General features: G+C 63.7%; 18 protein-coding genes. 10 read left to right on the top strand and 8 right to left on the bottom strand.

Going from position 1 to position 17,303, the window contains the following annotated elements:
* Positions 1-49 precede the first annotated feature (49 nt).
* Positions 50-394, top strand: a complete 345-nt coding sequence (locus HV753_RS27600) for a hypothetical protein (RefSeq protein WP_175177755.1) — start codon at positions 50-52, stop codon at positions 392-394.
* Between the two features lie 314 nt (positions 395-708).
* Positions 709-1,959 carry a TIGR03862 family flavoprotein gene (locus HV753_RS27595; RefSeq protein ID WP_425485941.1) on the top strand — a complete coding sequence of 417 codons (1,251 nt, stop codon included), beginning with the start codon at positions 709-711 and terminating at the stop codon, positions 1,957-1,959.
* A gap of 17 nt (positions 1,960-1,976) precedes the next feature.
* Here the strand turns inward: HV753_RS27595 and HV753_RS27590 are convergent, their stop codons facing one another.
* The 4 genes from HV753_RS27590 to HV753_RS27575 form a co-directional block, all read right to left on the bottom strand.
* Entirely contained in the window at positions 1,977-2,381 is a 405-nt protein-coding gene (locus HV753_RS27590) for a hypothetical protein (RefSeq protein WP_175177753.1), read from the bottom strand.
* 65 nt (positions 2,382-2,446) lie between these two features.
* The gene (locus tag HV753_RS27585) at positions 2,447-2,806 is read right to left on the bottom strand and encodes a hypothetical protein (protein WP_175177752.1); all 360 of its coding nucleotides are present in this window, start codon (positions 2,804-2,806) and stop codon (positions 2,447-2,449) included.
* 71 nt (positions 2,807-2,877) lie between these two features.
* On the bottom strand, positions 2,878-3,918 hold the full coding sequence (locus tag HV753_RS27580) for an LLM class oxidoreductase (protein ID WP_175177751.1): 1,041 nt from the start codon (positions 3,916-3,918) through the stop codon (positions 2,878-2,880).
* 20 nt (positions 3,919-3,938) lie between these two features.
* Positions 3,939-4,574, bottom strand: coding sequence for a glutathione S-transferase family protein (locus HV753_RS27575; protein ID WP_175177750.1), 636 nt, complete (start codon positions 4,572-4,574; stop codon positions 3,939-3,941).
* Between the two features lie 128 nt (positions 4,575-4,702).
* Here HV753_RS27575 and HV753_RS27570 point away from each other — a divergent pair, with 128 nt between their 5' ends.
* The 6 genes from HV753_RS27570 to HV753_RS27545 all read left to right on the top strand — a co-directional run bounded on the left by HV753_RS27570 (position 4,703) and on the right by HV753_RS27545 (position 9,740).
* Entirely contained in the window at positions 4,703-5,602 is a 900-nt protein-coding gene (locus HV753_RS27570; protein ID WP_175177749.1) for a LysR substrate-binding domain-containing protein, read from the top strand.
* A gap of 81 nt (positions 5,603-5,683) precedes the next feature.
* Positions 5,684-5,815 carry an entericidin A/B family lipoprotein gene (locus tag HV753_RS27565; protein WP_175177748.1) on the top strand — a complete coding sequence of 44 codons (132 nt, stop codon included), beginning with the start codon at positions 5,684-5,686 and terminating at the stop codon, positions 5,813-5,815.
* Between the two features lie 125 nt (positions 5,816-5,940).
* Positions 5,941-6,372 carry a BPTD_2524 family lipoprotein gene (locus tag HV753_RS27560; RefSeq protein WP_175177747.1) on the top strand — a complete coding sequence of 144 codons (432 nt, stop codon included), beginning with the start codon at positions 5,941-5,943 and terminating at the stop codon, positions 6,370-6,372.
* 3 nt (positions 6,373-6,375) lie between these two features.
* The gene (locus HV753_RS27555) at positions 6,376-6,786 is read left to right on the top strand and encodes a hypothetical protein (protein ID WP_175177746.1); all 411 of its coding nucleotides are present in this window, start codon (positions 6,376-6,378) and stop codon (positions 6,784-6,786) included.
* Between the two features lie 107 nt (positions 6,787-6,893).
* Entirely contained in the window at positions 6,894-8,186 is a 1,293-nt protein-coding gene (locus HV753_RS27550) for an aspartate carbamoyltransferase (protein WP_175177745.1), read from the top strand.
* A gap of 132 nt (positions 8,187-8,318) precedes the next feature.
* Positions 8,319-9,740, top strand: coding sequence for a diguanylate cyclase (locus tag HV753_RS27545; RefSeq protein ID WP_175177744.1), 1,422 nt, complete (start codon positions 8,319-8,321; stop codon positions 9,738-9,740).
* A gap of 87 nt (positions 9,741-9,827) precedes the next feature.
* Here HV753_RS27545 and HV753_RS27540 read toward each other — a convergent pair whose 3' ends face one another.
* Entirely contained in the window at positions 9,828-10,727 is a 900-nt protein-coding gene (locus HV753_RS27540) for a recombination-associated protein RdgC (RefSeq protein ID WP_175177743.1), read from the bottom strand.
* Between the two features lie 150 nt (positions 10,728-10,877).
* Between HV753_RS27540 and HV753_RS27535 the strand changes: the two genes are divergently transcribed.
* Complete coding sequence (locus tag HV753_RS27535) at positions 10,878-11,087, top strand: hypothetical protein (protein ID WP_006225024.1); 210 nt, start codon at positions 10,878-10,880, stop codon at positions 11,085-11,087.
* Between the two features lie 663 nt (positions 11,088-11,750).
* Here the strand turns inward: HV753_RS27535 and HV753_RS27530 are convergent.
* The 3 genes from HV753_RS27530 to HV753_RS27520 form a co-directional block, all read right to left on the bottom strand.
* Positions 11,751-13,412, bottom strand: a complete 1,662-nt coding sequence (locus HV753_RS27530; protein ID WP_425485945.1) for an MFS transporter — start codon at positions 13,410-13,412, stop codon at positions 11,751-11,753.
* Between the two features lie 220 nt (positions 13,413-13,632).
* On the bottom strand, positions 13,633-15,009 hold the full coding sequence (locus HV753_RS27525) for a sensor histidine kinase (protein WP_175177794.1): 1,377 nt from the start codon (positions 15,007-15,009) through the stop codon (positions 13,633-13,635).
* Positions 15,010-15,124: 115 nt separating this feature from the next.
* Positions 15,125-15,814, bottom strand: coding sequence for a response regulator transcription factor (locus HV753_RS27520; RefSeq protein WP_006218337.1), 690 nt, complete (start codon positions 15,812-15,814; stop codon positions 15,125-15,127).
* Between the two features lie 316 nt (positions 15,815-16,130).
* On the opposite strand from HV753_RS27520, the gene recA reads away from it, so the two are divergent.
* Positions 16,131-17,192, top strand: a complete 1,062-nt coding sequence (recA, locus tag HV753_RS27515; RefSeq protein WP_175177741.1) for a recombinase RecA — start codon at positions 16,131-16,133, stop codon at positions 17,190-17,192.
* Positions 17,193-17,303 lie beyond the last annotated feature (111 nt).

The raw sequence follows: 17,303 nt of genomic DNA, 5'->3' as shown, positions 1-17,303 counted from the left end.
GAGCTACCATGGGTCACGCGCGCTAGTTTGCCGCACTCGAGGAGGGTCCATGGGCACCGCAAAGTACGATCATCCCGGCTACGTTGCCGACACCGGCGCTGAAGGCAAGTACCACGTGGGCATCTGGTGCCCTCACGGTTATCCCGCCCATATCCATATTGGCCGGCCGGCGGAGCGCGGCGATCCCCAGGCATTGTTGCGCTTGCGCATTCCGGCCGGCGTATTTCAGTCATTGCCGGACGATCCTGAAACCCTGTGCCGCCGTGCCCTGGGCCAGGCCATGGGGGCCGGCCTGCTGCGGTCGGTGGGGGTGGACGGCGAATATCAGGAGCTACGCTTCGAGCTGGATTCGGAACCCTGGTCGGGTCCGATGCAGGCGGCAGGTAACGCCTGACCCTGGGAGTTACCCACAGCGACTGTGGACAAGCCTTGGGATAGCCTCTGCGTAGGTCCAAATTGTCCTGTCATAACAAAGGCTTGGCGCCTGCGGTCAATAAGTGGCCGGCGCCGGGCCTTTTTTCATCCGGGCCGTCGTCCGAACATCCGGTTCCTGCATGCCACGGGGGAGGGCCTCCTGGCGCCATGCGACAATTCTTCCCCTCAGCGCCACACGTCGCGCATCGCTTGTCCGGATGAATTCGATTTGCCCTCCATGCCGTCTCCTTCGCCCTTCCACATCCCTGCCTTGACGATCCTGGCGTCATGACCATGAGCGCTTCCCAACGCATTGCGATCATTGGCGGTGGTCCGGCGGGCCTGATGGCGGCAGAGGGCCTGGCAGGCCAAGGCCTGCAAGTGGATGTGTTCGACGCCATGCCTTCGGTCGGGCGCAAGTTCCTGATGGCGGGCCGGGGCGGGCTGAACCTGACGCATAACGAGGCAGCAGCCCCTTTTCTTGCGCGCTATGGCGCGCGTGCCGCAGACGTGATGCCTTGGCTGGCCGTGTTGGACGCCGCAGGGTTGCGGGATTGGGCGCAGCAACTGGGCATCGAGACCTTTGTCGGTTCGTCAGGGCGAGTCTTTCCCCAGGAAATGAAGGCCGCGCCATTGTTGCGGGCCTGGCTGGCCAGGCTGCGCGCCAGTGGCGTGCGTTTCCATATGCGGCACCGCTGGTTGGGGTGGTCGGACCATGACGCGCCTACCGCGAATGTGCTGCGGTTCGACACCCCGGAGGGCGTGCAAACGCTGAAGGCGGATGCCGTGGTGCTGGCCTTGGGAGGTGGCAGTTGGGCCAAACTGGGCTCGGACGGCGCATGGGTCGCGGGGTTGCAGGCGCAAGGGATCGAGGTGGCGCCGCTACGCCCCGCCAATAGCGGGTTCGATGTGGCCTGGTCGGACCACTTCCGTCAACGTTTTGCCGGGCAGCCCGTCAAATCTGTCGCCATGTCGTGCGCGCTGCAAGCGGGCGGCGTGCTGGCCCGGCAAGGCGAATTCGTGGTGTCGGAAACCGGGGTTGAAGGCAGTCTGGTCTACGCCTTGTCCGCACCCTTGCGCGATGAGATCGATGCGCAAGGGCAGGCCATCGCGACGTTGGATCTGGCTCCGGACTGGACGCAGGAAAAAGTCCTGGCCGCGGTGATGCACCCTCGCGGAGCGCGCTCCATGTCCAGCCATCTGCAAAGCCGGCTGGGGTTGACCGGCGTGAAGGCGGGGCTGTTGCGCGAATGTGCATCCGCCGAAGATTTCAAGGATCCGGTAAAGCTTGGATTACGGATCAAAGCCTTGCCGTTGACGCTTGTGCGCACGCGGCCGATTGACGAAGCCATCAGCACGGCGGGCGGCGTGTCATTTGACGCCCTGAACGCCGGCCTGATGCTGCGGTCGGCGCCTGGCGTGTTCTGCGCGGGCGAGATGCTGGATTGGGAGGCGCCCACGGGCGGCTACCTGCTGACCGCCTGCATGGCCAGCGGACGGGTCGCCGCGTCGGGCGTGAAGCAATATCTGGCTGGCTGCCCCTAGGGCGCCAGCGTGGCCAATCAGGAACCCGTGGGGTAGGGCGCCATGCCTAGCGGTGCGCGCGGGGCCAGATCGCCAACAACATGGCCCACGACTGGCGGGCCGCCTTCCGGTTGAGTGATGATGCCGATGACGCGCGTAATGGCGCTGGCCGGAATGTCCGTGCCGTGGGCGGGGTCTTGCACCAATTGCCAGATGGTGGCGCCGACGGGGCCGCCCTCTGCTTCGGCTTGCGTCGAGGTGTCCAGGCAGCTGCGGGCAAAGAAAGACCAGTCCGAAGCGCTGCAAGGCAAGCCATGGGCGGTGGCCAATCGTGCCAACGCGAGCGGCGCGTCCGGCTGACTGGCGGCGTGTTGGGCGGCGGCGCCCAGCGAGACGTCCAGCGACAGCAGGCGGAGAAACTCTACGACATTGTCTGAATTCATTAGGGGGTCTCCTGTTGCTGTGGTTCGTGGCCGGCCGCCGTGCGTTGGCCTGTATGGGGGACGGTTCAGCCGGGGCCTTGGCCCAGCATCGACACCAGCGATTTTTTCAGCCGTGCCGAAAAAATCGGTACCGTATGGGAAACGCCATTGCGGTCGACGCCTTCCTTCAGTTCGACCGATTGTCCAAGGAAAATATCCGGGGCGGCGTTGATTTCGTTGTATCGGGCAAGCAATTCGTCGACGTGTGCCTGGGCGTCCGCCAAGGTGCTGCTGTCCGCCAACTTGCCGGCGGTATGGGCTTGCAGAATTCGGTGCAGATCGTCGATGAACAGCGCCAAAGCCGCTTGTCCGCGGCATTCCGGCTGTTCCCAGCCCCAGCCCTTGGGGGCTGCGCCAGCGTTCTGCGGTACAGGTTTTTTGTTCATTTGCGCATCCTAATCCATTGCCGGCAAATACGCGACAGCCGCGGCCGGGCCGCATTGTAGGTCGGTCTGGCCTACCAGCGGGCAGCAGCCGGGGGTGGCCCCTGGTGTGCGGGAAAGTACGGTAAGACCTCCTCGGCCAGTTCCTGGATAACCTCGGCCGCGGGCCGTTCCGAGAATTGGATTCCCAGCGCCGCGTGGTTCACGCCCGCCTCCTGCCATCGTGCCAGCAGGTCAAGCAGACCCCGGCGCCCGGTGCGCAGGACGTAGCCGCCTTGCATGGGCGTGCGCGGAAAATCCGGATCGGCCGCCAGGTCCAGCCATTCGTTGGTGACGTGCGGCCGGAATCCGGAATCCGGAATTCGCGCACGCCAGGATCGGATCTTTTGTGCCAGCCGTTCGGGGCCTGCGTCGTCGTGCGTGGAGTCGGGATAGGTCAACCAGCCGTCGGCGTGCTCGCTGACCCATTGCGGCGTCTGCCGGCAGGAGCCCGTGATCAGCAACGGTACGCGCCCCGCTTGCGGTTTGGGCAGAAGCTGCGGGCCTGCCAGACGGCCGAGGGGCGAGTCGATGGCGCCATGCGGGGCACCCATCAGTTGGCGGAAATAGGAAACGGCTTGCGCGAAGCGGTCGCCGCGTTGCGCGAAGTCCAGCCCGTACGCGGGAAATTCGACAGGGCGGTCGCCGGACGCGATGCCCATGACGAGCCTGCCGCCGGACAGGCGGTCCAGCGTGGCGGCGGCCTTGGCTAGATCGATGGGATGGCGCAGCGTGAAAACCGCACTGCCGGTGGCGAGCGCGAGGCGTTCGGTGCGCGCCGCCAAATAGGCCAGATACGCGAAGGGGTCGAATACCTGTCCCGCATCGCCGAAGTTCGGATCGTACAAGGGCACGTCGCGGACCCATGCGGCGGCGAATCCTCGGCGGTCGATCTCGGCCACCAGGTCGGCCTGGCCTTGCAGCACTGCCATGTCGCCCCGGTAGAACCTCAAGGGCAGAAAAATGCCCAAGGTCAGTTGGCCAGGGGCAAACATGCGGCGGTAGCCGGGGTGCATGGCGAAGGCCGGCGCGGAGGCGCCGGTGGGCGTCGGAGGGGTGTGTGTGGAATCGATCATGAAGTCATGAGTCCGGGGTTTCAAGGGCCAACGGCCGGTTGTGGCAGGGCGATGCCGCGTTGCACCGCAGGACGTTGAGTGGCCCGCTGATGCCAGGCGCTCAGGTGGAGATGCCGGCTGAAGTCGAACTCGATGATCCTGGCGATGTGCATCCAGCCGAAAGTGGCGATATCGGCGATGGAAAAGTCGTTGCCAGCCAACCAGGTGCGTTGTGCCAGGCGCGCGTCGAGTACGGCGAAGATGTCTTCGCTCAGGCGGCGATAACGCTGGATCGCGATCTCGTTGCGTTCAACCGCAAAGCACTCGGCATGCACACGCTGGCCCAGGATGGGGCCCATGCTGGCGCTATGGAACATCAGCCAAGTAATGGCTTCCCATTTTTCGGCGGGTGCAGAGGGGAGCAGGCGTCCGGTCTTGTCGGCCAGATACAGCAGAATCGCGGCCGATTCGAACAGCGTGATTCCCGTCTCGGCGTCGTGCAGCACGGGAATCCGTCCATGCGGGTTGAGTGTCAGGAAAGCGGGGTCGCGATGCTGGCCCTGGTCAATGCGGATGTGATGCAGCGTATAGGGCAGCGCCAGTTCTTCCAGCGCGATGGTGATCTTGAAACCGTTGGGTGAGCTGTCGGTGTAGAGATGCAGAGTTGGCGTGGTCATAATCGATAGAAGTTAGCTAAACTACTTCCTGATGCGTGGAGGTGATGCCATGTTGATGCTGAATCACTATCACGTAAAACGATTGTTTCTCGCTTTTGAAGATAGATTTTCTAAATTTTGGAGTGGGAATGAGTGCTGTGATGCCTTTGCTTGCCCTGCGTGCATTTGCCGAGGCAGGCCGACTGGGCAGCCTGAAGGCAGCCGCTGAGCGCATGGGGGTGACCCCGGGCGCGGTCAGCCAGCAGATTCGGCTGCTTGAAGATCGGTTGGGCATGCCTTTGTTCGTCCGAGAACGCTATGGGGTGAACCTGACCGAGGTCAGTGCGCAGGTTCATCCCGCCTTGCTTCAGGCCTTTGATCTGATCGAAAAATCACTGGCCTGGCTGGAGTCCAGCGCCGCGCGGCGCACGCTGACCATCAGCACCGTGCCTTCGTTCGCCGCCCACTGGCTGGTGCCGAGGCTGGGCGGTTATGCAGCGCTTCATCCTGATATCGAGGTTCGGGTCGAGGCCTCGTCCAAGCTGGTGGACTTTCAGCGAGACCGGATCGACATCGCGTTGCGTCACGGGTTGGGTGACTACCCTGGTCTGGCAGTCATGCCGCTGATGACGCCGGTGCTGTTGCCGGTCGCCACCCCAGCGCTGTTGCGCGACGGCCCTCCGTTGCGTGTGGCCGCGGATTGTTTGCGCTATCCCTTGTTGCAGGATGCCGACCGGGCAGACTGGAGCCTGTGGTTGCAAGCGCATGGCGTGCCCCCGGGTGACGCGGCGCGGCGCGGTTCAAGCTTCGAGGACGATCTGCTGCTGCTCAGGGCCGCCGCGGCCGGGCAGGGCATTGCATTGGTTCCGCAAGCGCATGCGCGCGAAGACCTGGATTCCGGCCGGTTGCGCGTGGCGCTGGATCTGCCTTGGCCTACCCGTTTCGCCTATTACGCGGTGAGCCTGCCCGATGCGGCCCGCCGGCCGGAGGTGCGGGGCTTTCTTGATTGGCTGGCGGATGAGATCGCCCGATCGGATGGAAACCGCTAGGTCCGCCTGTCCGGATGGTGCGCAAAGGAGGGTGTTTGGGGTATGCTGGCCTCGGTTTCTACGCCCAGACAGGAGAGGTTTATGAAGAACAAAGTCGTTCTCGTCATGCTGCTTTCGATCGCCGCCCTTTCGGCGGGCTGCAATACCGTTGCGGGCGCGGGCAAGGACATTCAGCGAGGCGGGGAAAAAATTGAAGGTGCTGCGACCAAGTAGGTCGCCCTCCCGTTGCCGCCTAGCCGGCCCAAGGCCACGCCAGAAATGTCCAGACATTTCCCGCGTGGCCTTTTTGCGGCCGCTGGCATAATCGCGGGAGTCCGAATTTCAACGCGGGAAGAATCATGCGCAAGTCAGTATGGGTAGGTGTAACGTTGGCGGCATTGTTGGCCGGTTGCGCAAGCAAGGGCGTCTACGAGTCCGATGCCGTGAAGAAAGAGACCTTCAGCGTCGACACCAACTACCAGGCCGCCTTTCGCCGTGGCGGTGAATATGTGCGGGCCTGCCATGTGAATGTGCAGCATCCCTATGGCATTGCTTATGCGTGGCGCCACAGCTTGGGCGAGAAGGGAGCCCCCGACGAGATCCAGTTGTACAAGGTGGGCGAGCCCGCCACGGTGCTTGAGCTGATTTCGGCGGAAGCCGACGGTCCCGCCAAGTCCAAGGTGACCGTGACCGTGTTGGGCGAAGGGCGTTGGGATGCGGCTGAAATCGCGGCCGTGCGGACCTCGATCCAAACGGCAACGCCGGTGTGCCGCACCGGCAACGGCGGCTGACGCATGGATCCTCGCTCCCAGCAGATCCGATCCTCGGGCATGTCGTTCTCGCTGCTGGCGGGGGCGTTTCGCTTTCTGGGATGGCTGAATGGGGGCGCGGCATTGATGCTGGCGGCCTTTTCGCTGGGAATCGTCGGCGGCGATATTGCCGCGCCTGATCTCCAGCTGCCGCTGGCTTTGTTTTTGGGCGGGCTGCTGGCTTCTTGCCTGGGGCTGCTGTTTGCCTACCTGGCCCAGGTCAGCCTGTTGCGCCAGGGCTACACAGGGCACCTGACGCGCGGCCATTGGCCGGCCCAGCTGTTGGCGATGGTCTGCTACCTGCTCAGTGCCGTGGCGTTCTGCGGGGCGTGCTGGTTCTCTCTGGGGCAGGCGGCAGCGGATGCCCAGCAGATGACGTCCTACGCTAGCCGTTAGCGCCAGATTTTCCGGGTAAACCCTTGTACGCAAAAATGTTGGACTTGCACTTGCGTTGAGAATAATATGCGCGGTGCGTATATAAATCCTCTTTCTCGGGGCCCGTCATGACCATCTCCCAGCAAGCTTTCCTGCGCGACGCCATGCGACGCCTGAACCTCACGCGCGACGTGTTCGCCACCCGGATCGGCGTCAAACGCCGGGCGTTGGACACTTGGCTGCTGCCCGAGGGATCGCAGGAATTCCGCGCAATGCCGGAAGTGGTGCAGCGTTTTGTCAGCGAAATCGTGCAAAACGGCGTATTGCTGGAAAAGTATACGCAAAGCGTACAAGACGGCCCGTTGCGCGAGCGCATTGCGGTCGAAGGCAAGCATCAACTGCTGTCGGTGGACCAATTCACGCGCGAGTCGGTTGAAGACCTGTTCCGCGTGGCCGACATGATGCAGCCCATCGCGCGCCGCCAAAAGGTGTCCCGCGTGCTGGAAGGCGCCGTCCTGGGCAACCTGTTCTTTGAAGCCAGCACGCGCACGCGCGTCAGCTTCGGTTCGGCGTTCTGCCGCCTGGGCGGTTCGGTATGCGACACGACGGGCTTTACGTTTTCGTCGATGGCCAAGGGCGAATCCATCTATGACACCAGCCGCGTCATGAGCGGCTATGTGGATGCCATGGTGATCCGCCACCCGGACCAAGGTTCGGTTGCGGAATTCGCGCGCGCCACCAACATTCCCGTCGTCAACGGCGGCGATGGTCCGGGCGAGCATCCCAGCCAGGCCTTGCTGGACCTGTACACGATCCTGACCGAGTTCTCGCGCCTGGGCAAGCTGCTGGATGGCGCGCATATCGCCATGGTGGGCGACCTGAAATACGGCCGTACCGTGCACTCGCTGATCAAGCTGATGGCGCTGTACAAGAACGTGAAGTTCTCGCTGGTGTCGCCGAAGGGGCTGGAAATGCCCAGCTACATCATCGAACAGGCAAGCCGCAACGGCAACGTGATCGAACAGAAGACGTCGTTGGCCGAAGGCCTGGCGGGCGCCGACGTGATTTACGCGACGCGCGTGCAGAAAGAGCGCTTTGCCAACGAAGAGAACGAAGGCTACACGCCCGACTTCCAGATCAGCCGCGCCATCATCGACGCCTATTGCAGCCCCGAGACCATCGTGATGCATCCGCTGCCGCGCGACAGCCGTCCGGGCGCCAATGACCTGAGCGTGGATCTGAACCATGACCCGCGCCTGGCCATCTTCCGCCAGACCGACAACGGCATCCCCATCCGCATGGCGATCTTCGCGGTGCTGCTGGGCGTGGAAGGCCTGGTCCAGCACTCGCTGCGCGATGTGACGTGGCAACACCCGTCGCACGTGGGCCCCGACGACTCCGTGTTCCACGGCCTGGAGTAAGCCAACCCGCCGCCCCGCCGCCGGCATGCACCAAGGCGGGGCGGTCCTGGCGATTTGAAGGATAATCCGCGCTGTCTTTTTCTGTCGCGTGTCGCTCCGAGACACGCGCGGAGTTTTTGGGCGGATGATCTTATGTCTTCGAGCAAGAGCGCGGTTCCGGCGTGGACGGACGGCGCGGGCCAAGCGTGCTACCTGAGCGCATCGAACGCGCAAGCCTGGGAAGCGGTCTATCAATCGGTTGACGCCTATACCCGTGGCCAGGTTGCCGCGGTGGTGGGCGACAGCGCCAAGGAACTGGTGGATGTCTTCTATTCCACCTTGCTGGCGGATGCTGAGGCGGGGCCGCGCCTGTCCCACGAGATTGTCTCGACTCGCTTGCACAGCGGCATGAAGCACTGGCTGAAGGGATTGCTCTGCGTGCGCGATCAAGGCGACATCGTTGCGTTGATGGCCACCCAGAAGAAGGTGGGCGAGGTGCATGCCCGCGTCCACATCCCGATCCATCTGGTGATGGCGGGCGCCCGTATCCTGAAGAATGAGATCGCCGAGCGATTGCGCGCCAGCGACCTGGACGGCAACGCGGCGTCCATTGCCACGCAGTACGTCTGCAATCTGTTCGACCTGGCAATCGAGCAGATGAGCCGCGCCTTCATGCGCGATATCAACCGTGGTGCGCGCAATGACGAAGCGTACCGGTTGTTCGCCCTGGGGCAGAACATCTCGACCGAACGCGAGCGCCAGCGCGCTGCGCTGTTGGAATGGAGCCAGGCCGTGCTGATCGGCCTGCACTACCGCGCGCCCGAGCAGGCCTTGCCGCGTCTGGCGGCGTCGGAGTTCGGGTTGTGGTTGCAGCACAAGGGCGGCGTGCTGTTTGAAAGCGCGCCGGCCTTGCGCCAGATCACCGAGTCGGTTTCGCGGCTGGACGACGTGGTGTTGCCGCAACTGATGATGGCTGACGAGCAGCGGCAGGTGTCGATGCCCGATCAAGTGCGCGAATTGCAAGAACTGGTGGCGCGCATCAAGCATCTGCTCAATGGCCTGTTCGACATGGTGGCCGAGATCGAGAGCGGCAGTGATCCCCTGACCAACGTGCTGAACCGCCGTTTCCTGCCGTCGGTCATCGGGCGGGAGATAGCCATTTCCACGCGGCAGGGCAGCCGTTTTTCAGTGCTGCTGCTGGACATCGATCATTTCAAGGCGGTCAATGACGCGCATGGGCATGCCGGCGGCGATCACGTGCTGCGGCAGTTCGCGGAGGTGGTGCATCAGGCGTGCCGGTCCAGCGACTTCGTGTTCCGCTACGGTGGCGAAGAGTTCCTGGTGGTGCTGGTGGACACGGCGGAAGCGGCCGCGCTGGCCGCCGCCGAGAAACTGGGCGCCGAAATCCGCCGCCACCATTTCACGATTCCCGAAGCCGGCGCCTTGCGTATCACCGCGAGCATCGGCGTGGCCACGTTCGACGGCCACCCGGACTATGCCTATTTGATCGACCGCGCCGACAAGGCGTTGTACCGGGCGAAACAGGCCGGCCGCGACCGCAGCGTGGCGGCTTGAGCCTGCATGCTGGCCGGAACGCGGAAATGAAAAGACCGCCCAGGGCAGGGCGGTCTAGGTCGTATCAAGCGTTGCGACAAGCGTGGCTTAGATCTTCTTTTCGCCGCCCAGCGCGTCGACCAGTTCAGCCATCATCTTGGACAGTTCGCCCGTCATCAGCATCATGTCGGAGTCGAACTTCTCGTCGTCGTTGGTGGCCACGCCTTCGTTGCCTTCCTTCAACACGTCCAGCGGCGATACGCGCTTGACGTCCAGGCCTTCGGTCAGGACGAACGAAATGCGGTCGGCCCACGTCATGGCCAGGCGCGTGCACTGCTTGCCCGATTGGATATGGCGGCGCACGTCGTCGGCGTCGATGGAGTGCTTCACGTAGCGGATGGCCGCGCCGCTTTCACCCGACGAACGCAATTCGGTGTCTTGGTCGATGGTGAAGTTGGAGGGGGCTTCGTCTTCAGCCAGCCAGCCGGTCATCGCGGACGCGGGCGATTGCGTCACGTACAGGTTTTCCAGCGGGAACGGATCCACGCACTTGGCCAGCAGGCCGATGACTTCGTCGGCCTTTGCCGAGGCGGCGGCGTCAATGACCAGCCAATGGTTCAGCGGGTCGATCCAGACGCGGGTGTCGCGGTAGACGCTGAAGGCGCGCGGCAAGAGTTCGTCGGTGACGCGCTCTTTGATTTCCTTCATCTGCTTGCGGCCGGGCTTGTAGCCTTGCTGCTCTTCGATTTCCTGGGCGCGCGCTTTGGCGACCTGGTTCACGACGGTGCCCGGCAAAAGCTTTTTCTCGGCGCGCAGGGACAGCAGGATCTGGCCGTTCACGACGTGCGCAAGCCCGCCGTTTTCGCGCGGCGGAACCCAGCCCAGGCTTTGCATTTCGAGGTTGTTGCCCGCTTGGTAGGCGTGCCGCGCAAGCGTTTCTTCAAGCTGCTCGCCGATGAGCGTCCACGGCGAGGAGAGGCGGTAAATCTTGAGATTCTTGAACCACATGAGCGTCGGCCAAAAGGGTAGATTCTATACGACGCGGCCCGATTGCCGAAGTGCTGCAATACGCTTGCGACAGGCGACACGTTCTGTCACTGACATCGCCTGCCCTATGCGTTAACTTCCGCGCACCGACATGGAATCGGAGAGGAACATATGAAAATCATTGGCGCCATCCTGATCGTCCTGGGCATCGCGGCCCTGGCCTACAAGGGCTTCAACTACAAGTCTGAAGAAACCGTCTTGCAGATCGGCTCGGTCAAGGCCACGGCCGAAACCGAGAAGTCGGTGCCCATCCCGACCTGGGCCGGAATCGCTGCCATCGTGGCCGGCGTACTGGCGATCGGCGTCGGCATGCGCCGCTGAAAGGGCAGCCGGCCATGCGCCGGTTCATCCCCGATCATGGCGACCGCCCCGCGGTCGCCATTTTTTATCGCGGGTGCCGCGCAAAAAAAAGCGGCCCGGCTCAATAAAGGCCGGGCCGGTACGGGAGCACACAATACCGCGTCATAAAAGGCTCGCGGGGAACGCGGTATCGGTGTCAGAACACTAGCCCTGCAATCGTCTGACAGGGGGATCAATCGTCAGCCAATCTGGCGCAAGGCCGTAATCTGAGGCGCCAGTCTAAGCCGGGGGGTCTGACATCGTCCTGAAAACGCAGAAGAGATTTTCGAGTTGGGCCCACCTCCTTCAGAAGAACGGCCAATGCTCGCAAGAATGGCCTTTCCCCCGCCGGGCCGCCCCAAGGGGGAAAGCCCCCTCGGGGGGCAGCAAGCGCGAAGCGCGCAGCGTGGGGGCCTTTCCCTCGCCGGGCCGCCCCAAGGGGGAAGGCCCCCTCGGGGGGCAGCAAGCGCGAAGCGCGCCGCGTGGGGGCCTTTCCCTCGCCGGGCCGCCCCAAGGGGAAAAAGCCCCCTCGGGGGGCAGCAAGCGCGAAGCGCGCCGCGTGGGGGCCCACAAAAAAAAAGCTCCGTAAGGAGCTTTTGAAAGGCCGGGCAGGCGCAGCAGTCCCACCCGGCGGGGGATGGTCGGTTATGCGTTGATGTCGTTGTCCTTGGATTCGCGCACGAACAGCGTGCCGATGACCAGGGTCATGACTGCGATGATGATCGGATACCACAGGCCGTCGTAGATATTGCCGGTGGCAGCCACCACCGCGAAGGCGACCGGGGGCAGGAAGCCGCCGAACCAGCCGTTGCCGATGTGATACGGCAAGCTCATCGAGGTGTAGCGGATGCGGGTCGGGAACATTTCCACCAGCATGGCGGCGATCGGGCCGTAGACCATGGTCACGTAGAGCACCAGGATCGCCAGCAGCACGACCACCATGACGTTGTTGCTTTGTGCCGGATCCGCCTTGGCGGGGTAGCCGTGGCTGCGGATCGCGGTGGTCAGCGACTTGTCCAGTTCAGCTGCCTTGGCCTTGAAGTCGGCGGGCGCCAAGGCCTTGCCGTCGAAGGAGGCGAACTCGTCGTTGCCGATCTTCACCTTGGCGACCGAACCGGCTGGCGCGGCTTCGTTCTTGTAGTTCACCGAGTTGCGGGCCATGAAGGACTTCACGACGTCGCAAGAGCTGGTGAACGAAGACGTGCCCACCGGGTTGAACTGGAACGAGCACGTGCTGGGGTCCGCGATCACCGTGACCGGTGCCGTTGCCTGGGCCTTTTCCAACGCCGGGTTGGCGAAGTGGGTGATGCCCTGGAAGATCGGGAAGTACGTCGCCGCAGCGATCAGGCAGCCCGCCATGATGATGGGCTTGCGACCGATCTTGTCCGACAACGCGCCGAAGACCACGAAGAACGGCGTGCCGATCAGCAGCGCGATCGCGATCATGATGTTGGCGGTGTTGGCGTCGACCTTCAGCGTTTGCGTCAGGAAGAACAGCGCGTAGAACTGGCCCGTGTACCACACCACGGCCTGGCCGGCGGTCAGGCCCAGCAGTGCCAGGATCACGACCTTCAGGTTCTTCCACTGGCCAAACGATTCAGCGATCGGCGCCTTGGAACCCTTGCCTTCTTCCTTCATGCGCTTGAAGGTGGGGGATTCGCTCAGTTGCAGGCGGATCCACACCGAGATGCCCAGCAGCACGACCGAGATCAGGAACGGAATGCGCCAGCCCCAGGCTTTGAAGTCATCTTCGCCCATGACGGTGCGGATGCCCAGGATGACCAGCAGCGACAGGAACAGGCCCAGCGTTGCGGTGGTCTGGATCCACGACGTGTAGAAGCCGCGGCGGCCGTGCGGGGCGTGTTCGGCAACATAGGTTGCCGCGCCGCCGTACTCGCCGCCCAGGGCCAGGCCTTGCAGCAGGCGCAGCACGATCAGGATGGCCGGAGCGGCCAAACCGATGCTGGCATAGCTAGGCAGCACGCCCACGAGGAATGTCGACAAACCCATGATCACGATGGTGACCAGGAAGGTGTATTTGCGTCCAACCAGATCGCCCAGGCGGCCGAACACCAGCGCGCCGAACGGCCGCACGGCGAAGCCCGCCGCGAACGCCAGCAGCGCGAAGATGAACCCCGCGGTGGGATTCACGCCAGAGAAAAAGTGCTGCGCGATGATGGCTGCGAGCGAGCCATATAGATAGAAGTCGTACCACTCGAAAACCGTGCCCAGGGACGACGCGAAGATGACGCGGCGTTCATCCTTGGTCATCGGGCGCGGTTCCGCGGATGGACCGCGACCTGCCATGGTTGTTGTGCTCATGATGTCTCCTCGTTTTTTGGCCGGCGGTTCTCCGCCGTGCTAGACCCTCCGCCGGCGAGCCGACATCGAGCTATACGCAACATTGAGGCGCTAGGCTGACGAGGTTCTGACGTAACCCTTACTCGAATCTTAAAATTGAAACATTATGTAAGCACTGCTGGCGGAGCTAGGGATAGTCCTTAGCCGGGCGATTGCACGCCGCGGCTCAGCTTTCAAGCAGGTCGGAATGTTCGGCGTACAGCGGGAACGCCACGCGGATACGGGTTCCGGGCAGGTCTGAATGCGCAGTGGGGTGGTCGCTGATCAGCACGCTGGCCTGATGCTTCTGTGCGATTTCGCGCACGATGGCCAGTCCCAGCCCGCTGCCATCCGACGCCGTGCCCAGCACGCGGTAGAAGCGATCGAATACCCGCTCGCGTTCTTCGGGTGGGATGCCCGGGCCGGAATCCTCGACCTCCAGCACGGCTTCGTCACCTATCCGCTGCACACGCACGGTGATATGGCCGCCGCGCGGCGTGTAGCGCAGGGCGTTGTCCACCAGATTGTTCAGCAGCTCGGCCAGCAGCAAGGGATTGCCGTTGATTTCGACTGGTTCGTCCGAACCCTCGAAACCCAGGTCGGTGCTAAGCGACAGGGCCTGTGGCACCCAGTGCATGGCCTGCTCGTAGGCAATGGCGTTGATATCGGTTCGCGTCAGGCCGATGGCGCTGGGATTTTCCGCGCGGGCCAGCAACAGCAATTGGTTGACCAGCCGGGTGGCGCGTTCGGACCCGGTCACCAGCTGGCGCAGGCTGGACTGCATTTCCTCGGGGCTGGCATCCCGCAATGCCAGTTCGGCCTGCGTGCGCAAGCCCGCCAGCGGCGTCTTCAATTGGTGGGCGGCATCCGCCACGAAGCGGCGCTGCGCCTGGACGTTGGCGGACAGCCGGTCCAGCAGGTCGTTCATGGCCGCCACCAGCGGCGCGATCTCGGACGGCGCCGCGCGTTCATCGATGGGGGAAAGATCGTCGGGGCGCCGGGCCCGCAGGCGTTGCTGCAAGGCGTTCAACGGCGCCACGCCGCGCGACAGCCCGAACCACACCAACAGCACGGCGATCGGCAACACCACGAACTGCGGAATGATCACGCCCTTGATGATGTCGTTGGCCAACTGCGTGCGCTTTTCCACCGTCTCGGCCACGATCAGCAGCGCGGGCTGGGTATTGGGCAGATTCAGGTCGACCCACGTGAAGGCCAGCCGGATCCCGAAGCCTCGCATCGTGTCGTCCTGGTACTGGACTTCGCCGGGGCGCGGTTGCCCCACGCTGGCCGGCAGTGGCAGGGCGCGGTCGCCTCCCAGGTATTCGCCGCGGCTGCCCAGCGCCAGCCAGAACACGCTGTCTGTCTCGTCAGCGCGCAGCACGTCGCGCGCGGGGTCGGTCATCTTCAGGATGGCGCGGCCATCCTGGGCGTGGACCTGGTGCGTCAGCACGTGGAGATTGTTGGCCAGCGCCCGGTCATACGGCACGTTGGCGATGTTCTGCGCGACCACATAGGTGATCGCGACGCTCATGGGCCACAGCAGGAACAGCGGGGCCAACATCCAGTCCAGGATCTCGCCCAGCAGCGAACGCTGGGGCGGCGCGAAGCTTGGGCCCTTGGACCCAGCCTGCATGATATCCAGTGCTTCCTGATTCAGCGGTTCGGGCCGCGCAGGCTCAGCTGGCGAGGTACGCGGCACCTTGGTCCCGCTCCAGACAATAGCCCAGGCCACGCACCGTCACGATCTTCACGCCGCTGGGCTCCAGCTTCTTGCGCAGGCGGTGGACATACACCTCGATGGCGTTGGTGCTGACTTCCTCGCCCCATTCGCACAGGTGATCCACCAATTGCGTCTTGCTGACCATGCGGCCGCTGCGGGTCAGCAGAATCTCCAGCAGGCTGACTTCGCGCGCGGACAGGTCCAGCGTCTGGTCATCCACGATGGCGACGCGGCCCGTCTGGTCAAACAGCAAGCGGCCGTGCTTGAGCATCGTGGCCCCGCCGCCCGCGCCGCGCCGGGTCAAGGCCCGCACGCGCGCTTCCAGTTCGGACAGCGCGAAGGGCTTGGCCATGTAGTCGTCGGCGCCCAGGTCCAGGCCCTTGACGCGCTGCTCGATGCTGTCGGCGGCGGTCAGGATCAGGACGGGCAGGGCCGAGTTGCGGGCGCGCAGGCGGCGCAGCACTTCCAGGCCGGCCAGTTGCGGCAGGCCGAGGTCCAGGATGAGCAGGTCGAATGCCTGGGCCGCCAGCGCCGAATCGGCGGCCAGTCCGTCACGGACGGCGTCCACGGCATAGCCGTTGTGCCGCAAGGACCGGGACAGGCCGTCGGCCAGAATGCTGTCGTCTTCGGCGATCAGGATACGCATGGGCTGCTAAAGAAGGGGTCCCTGTGCCGCCAGCGCCTTGCGCGCTTGCTGCCTCTCTCTGGGAGGCTACCCGCCTTGTGGGCGGCCCGGCGGCGGAAAAGGGACGAAACGCCGGGTTCGCCTGGATTCTGTCATATGGCGGGGGGCTTGCCCACTAAGGGTATACGTGCAAAACTCTGGCACACTGGTTTTTTGTACAGTACAATCCGATGCCATAATCTGCATCTGATCCAAATGCAGAAAACTCAAAGCACAGCCTGACCGGCGACTTCTCCGGCACCCTTCGACACCAGATACGTTACAGACAGGACTCTACATGGACGACAAAACCACCAAGGCCGCCGCATCGGAAAAGGCCAAGGCGCTTGCCGCCGCACTCTCGCAGATCGAAAAGCAGTTCGGCAAGGGTTCGATCATGCGTTACGGCGACAACGAGGTCTCCCACGATATCCAGGTCGTTTCCACGGGTTCGTTGGGGCTGGACATCGCGCTGGGTGTCGGCGGCCTGCCGCGCGGCCGCGTGGTCGAAATCTACGGCCCGGAATCGTCGGGCAAGACGACGCTCACGCTGCAAGTCATTGCTGAAATGCAAAAGGTCGGCGGCACCTGCGCCTTCGTCGACGCGGAACACGCGCTGGACGTGCAGTACGCCAACAAGCTGGGCGTCAACCTGACCGACCTGCTGATCTCGCAGCCGGACACCGGCGAACAGGCGTTGGAAATCACCGACGCCCTGGTGCGTTCGGGCTCGGTCGACCTGATCGTCATCGACTCGGTGGCGGCCCTGGTCCCCAAGGCTGAAATCGAAGGCGAAATGGGCGATTCCCTGCCCGGCCTGCAAGCCCGCCTGATGAGCCAGGCGTTGCGCAAGCTGACTGCCACGATCAAGCGCACCAACTGCATGGTCATCTTCATCAACCAGATCCGCATGAAGATCGGTGTGATGTTCGGTAACCCCGAAACCACCACCGGTGGCAACGCGCTGAAGTTCTACGCATCGGTGCGTCTGGACATCCGCCGCATCGGTTCCATCAAGAAGGGCGACGAAGTCGTCGGCAACGAAACGCGCGTCAAGGTCGTGAAGAACAAGGTTGCGCCGCCGTTCAAGCAAGCCGAATTCGACATCATGTACGGCGCAGGCATCTCGCGCGAAGGCGAAATCATTGATCTGGGCGTGGCCGCCAGCGTGGTGGACAAGTCCGGCGCGTGGTACAGCTACAACGGTAATCGCATCGGCCAGGGCAAGGACAATGTCCGGGAATACCTGAAAGAGCACAAGGCAATCGCCATCGAGATCGAGAACCGCGTTCGCGAAAACCAGGGCATTGTCAGCCGCGCCGCTGAATTCGTGCCCACGGCGGAAGACACCGCCGAATAAGCAGTCTTGCGGCTACCTGCGGTGCAGCCGCAGGTGGATCGCGCATGGTTTGTGCCGCGCCTCTGGCCGGTGATATGCGGCAGGCGCCATGACGGGCCTGCCGTTTTTGCA

It is taken from the genome of Achromobacter pestifer, from assembly GCF_902859625.1.
GTDB classification, from domain to species: domain Bacteria; phylum Pseudomonadota; class Gammaproteobacteria; order Burkholderiales; family Burkholderiaceae_B; genus Achromobacter; species Achromobacter pestifer.
This window is presented reverse-complemented; position numbering and strand designations above follow the sequence as displayed.

Coding starts and splice junctions, on each gene's coding strand:
- HV753_RS27550 (WP_175177745.1), top strand. CDS start 6,894: ATGACCATCTCCCAGCAAGCTTTCCTGCGCGACGCCATGCGACGCCTG.
- HV753_RS27580 (WP_175177751.1), bottom strand. CDS start 3,918: ATGATCGATTCCACACACACCCCTCCGACGCCCACCGGCGCCTCCGCG.
- HV753_RS27575 (WP_175177750.1), bottom strand. CDS start 4,574: ATGACCACGCCAACTCTGCATCTCTACACCGACAGCTCACCCAACGGT.
- HV753_RS27590 (WP_175177753.1), bottom strand. CDS start 2,381: ATGAATTCAGACAATGTCGTAGAGTTTCTCCGCCTGCTGTCGCTGGAC.
- HV753_RS27565 (WP_175177748.1), top strand. CDS start 5,684: ATGAAGAACAAAGTCGTTCTCGTCATGCTGCTTTCGATCGCCGCCCTT.
- HV753_RS27595 (WP_425485941.1), top strand. CDS start 709: ATGAGCGCTTCCCAACGCATTGCGATCATTGGCGGTGGTCCGGCGGGC.
- HV753_RS27600 (WP_175177755.1), top strand. CDS start 50: ATGGGCACCGCAAAGTACGATCATCCCGGCTACGTTGCCGACACCGGC.
- HV753_RS27540 (WP_175177743.1), bottom strand. CDS start 10,727: ATGTGGTTCAAGAATCTCAAGATTTACCGCCTCTCCTCGCCGTGGACG.
- recA (WP_175177741.1), top strand. CDS start 16,131: ATGGACGACAAAACCACCAAGGCCGCCGCATCGGAAAAGGCCAAGGCG.
- HV753_RS27535 (WP_006225024.1), top strand. CDS start 10,878: ATGAAAATCATTGGCGCCATCCTGATCGTCCTGGGCATCGCGGCCCTG.
- HV753_RS27585 (WP_175177752.1), bottom strand. CDS start 2,806: ATGAACAAAAAACCTGTACCGCAGAACGCTGGCGCAGCCCCCAAGGGC.
- HV753_RS27555 (WP_175177746.1), top strand. CDS start 6,376: ATGGATCCTCGCTCCCAGCAGATCCGATCCTCGGGCATGTCGTTCTCG.
- HV753_RS27560 (WP_175177747.1), top strand. CDS start 5,941: ATGCGCAAGTCAGTATGGGTAGGTGTAACGTTGGCGGCATTGTTGGCC.
- HV753_RS27545 (WP_175177744.1), top strand. CDS start 8,319: ATGTCTTCGAGCAAGAGCGCGGTTCCGGCGTGGACGGACGGCGCGGGC.
- HV753_RS27530 (WP_425485945.1), bottom strand. CDS start 13,412: ATGGCAGGTCGCGGTCCATCCGCGGAACCGCGCCCGATGACCAAGGAT.
- HV753_RS27570 (WP_175177749.1), top strand. CDS start 4,703: ATGAGTGCTGTGATGCCTTTGCTTGCCCTGCGTGCATTTGCCGAGGCA.
- HV753_RS27525 (WP_175177794.1), bottom strand. CDS start 15,009: ATGTTGGCCCCGCTGTTCCTGCTGTGGCCCATGAGCGTCGCGATCACC.
- HV753_RS27520 (WP_006218337.1), bottom strand. CDS start 15,814: ATGCGTATCCTGATCGCCGAAGACGACAGCATTCTGGCCGACGGCCTG.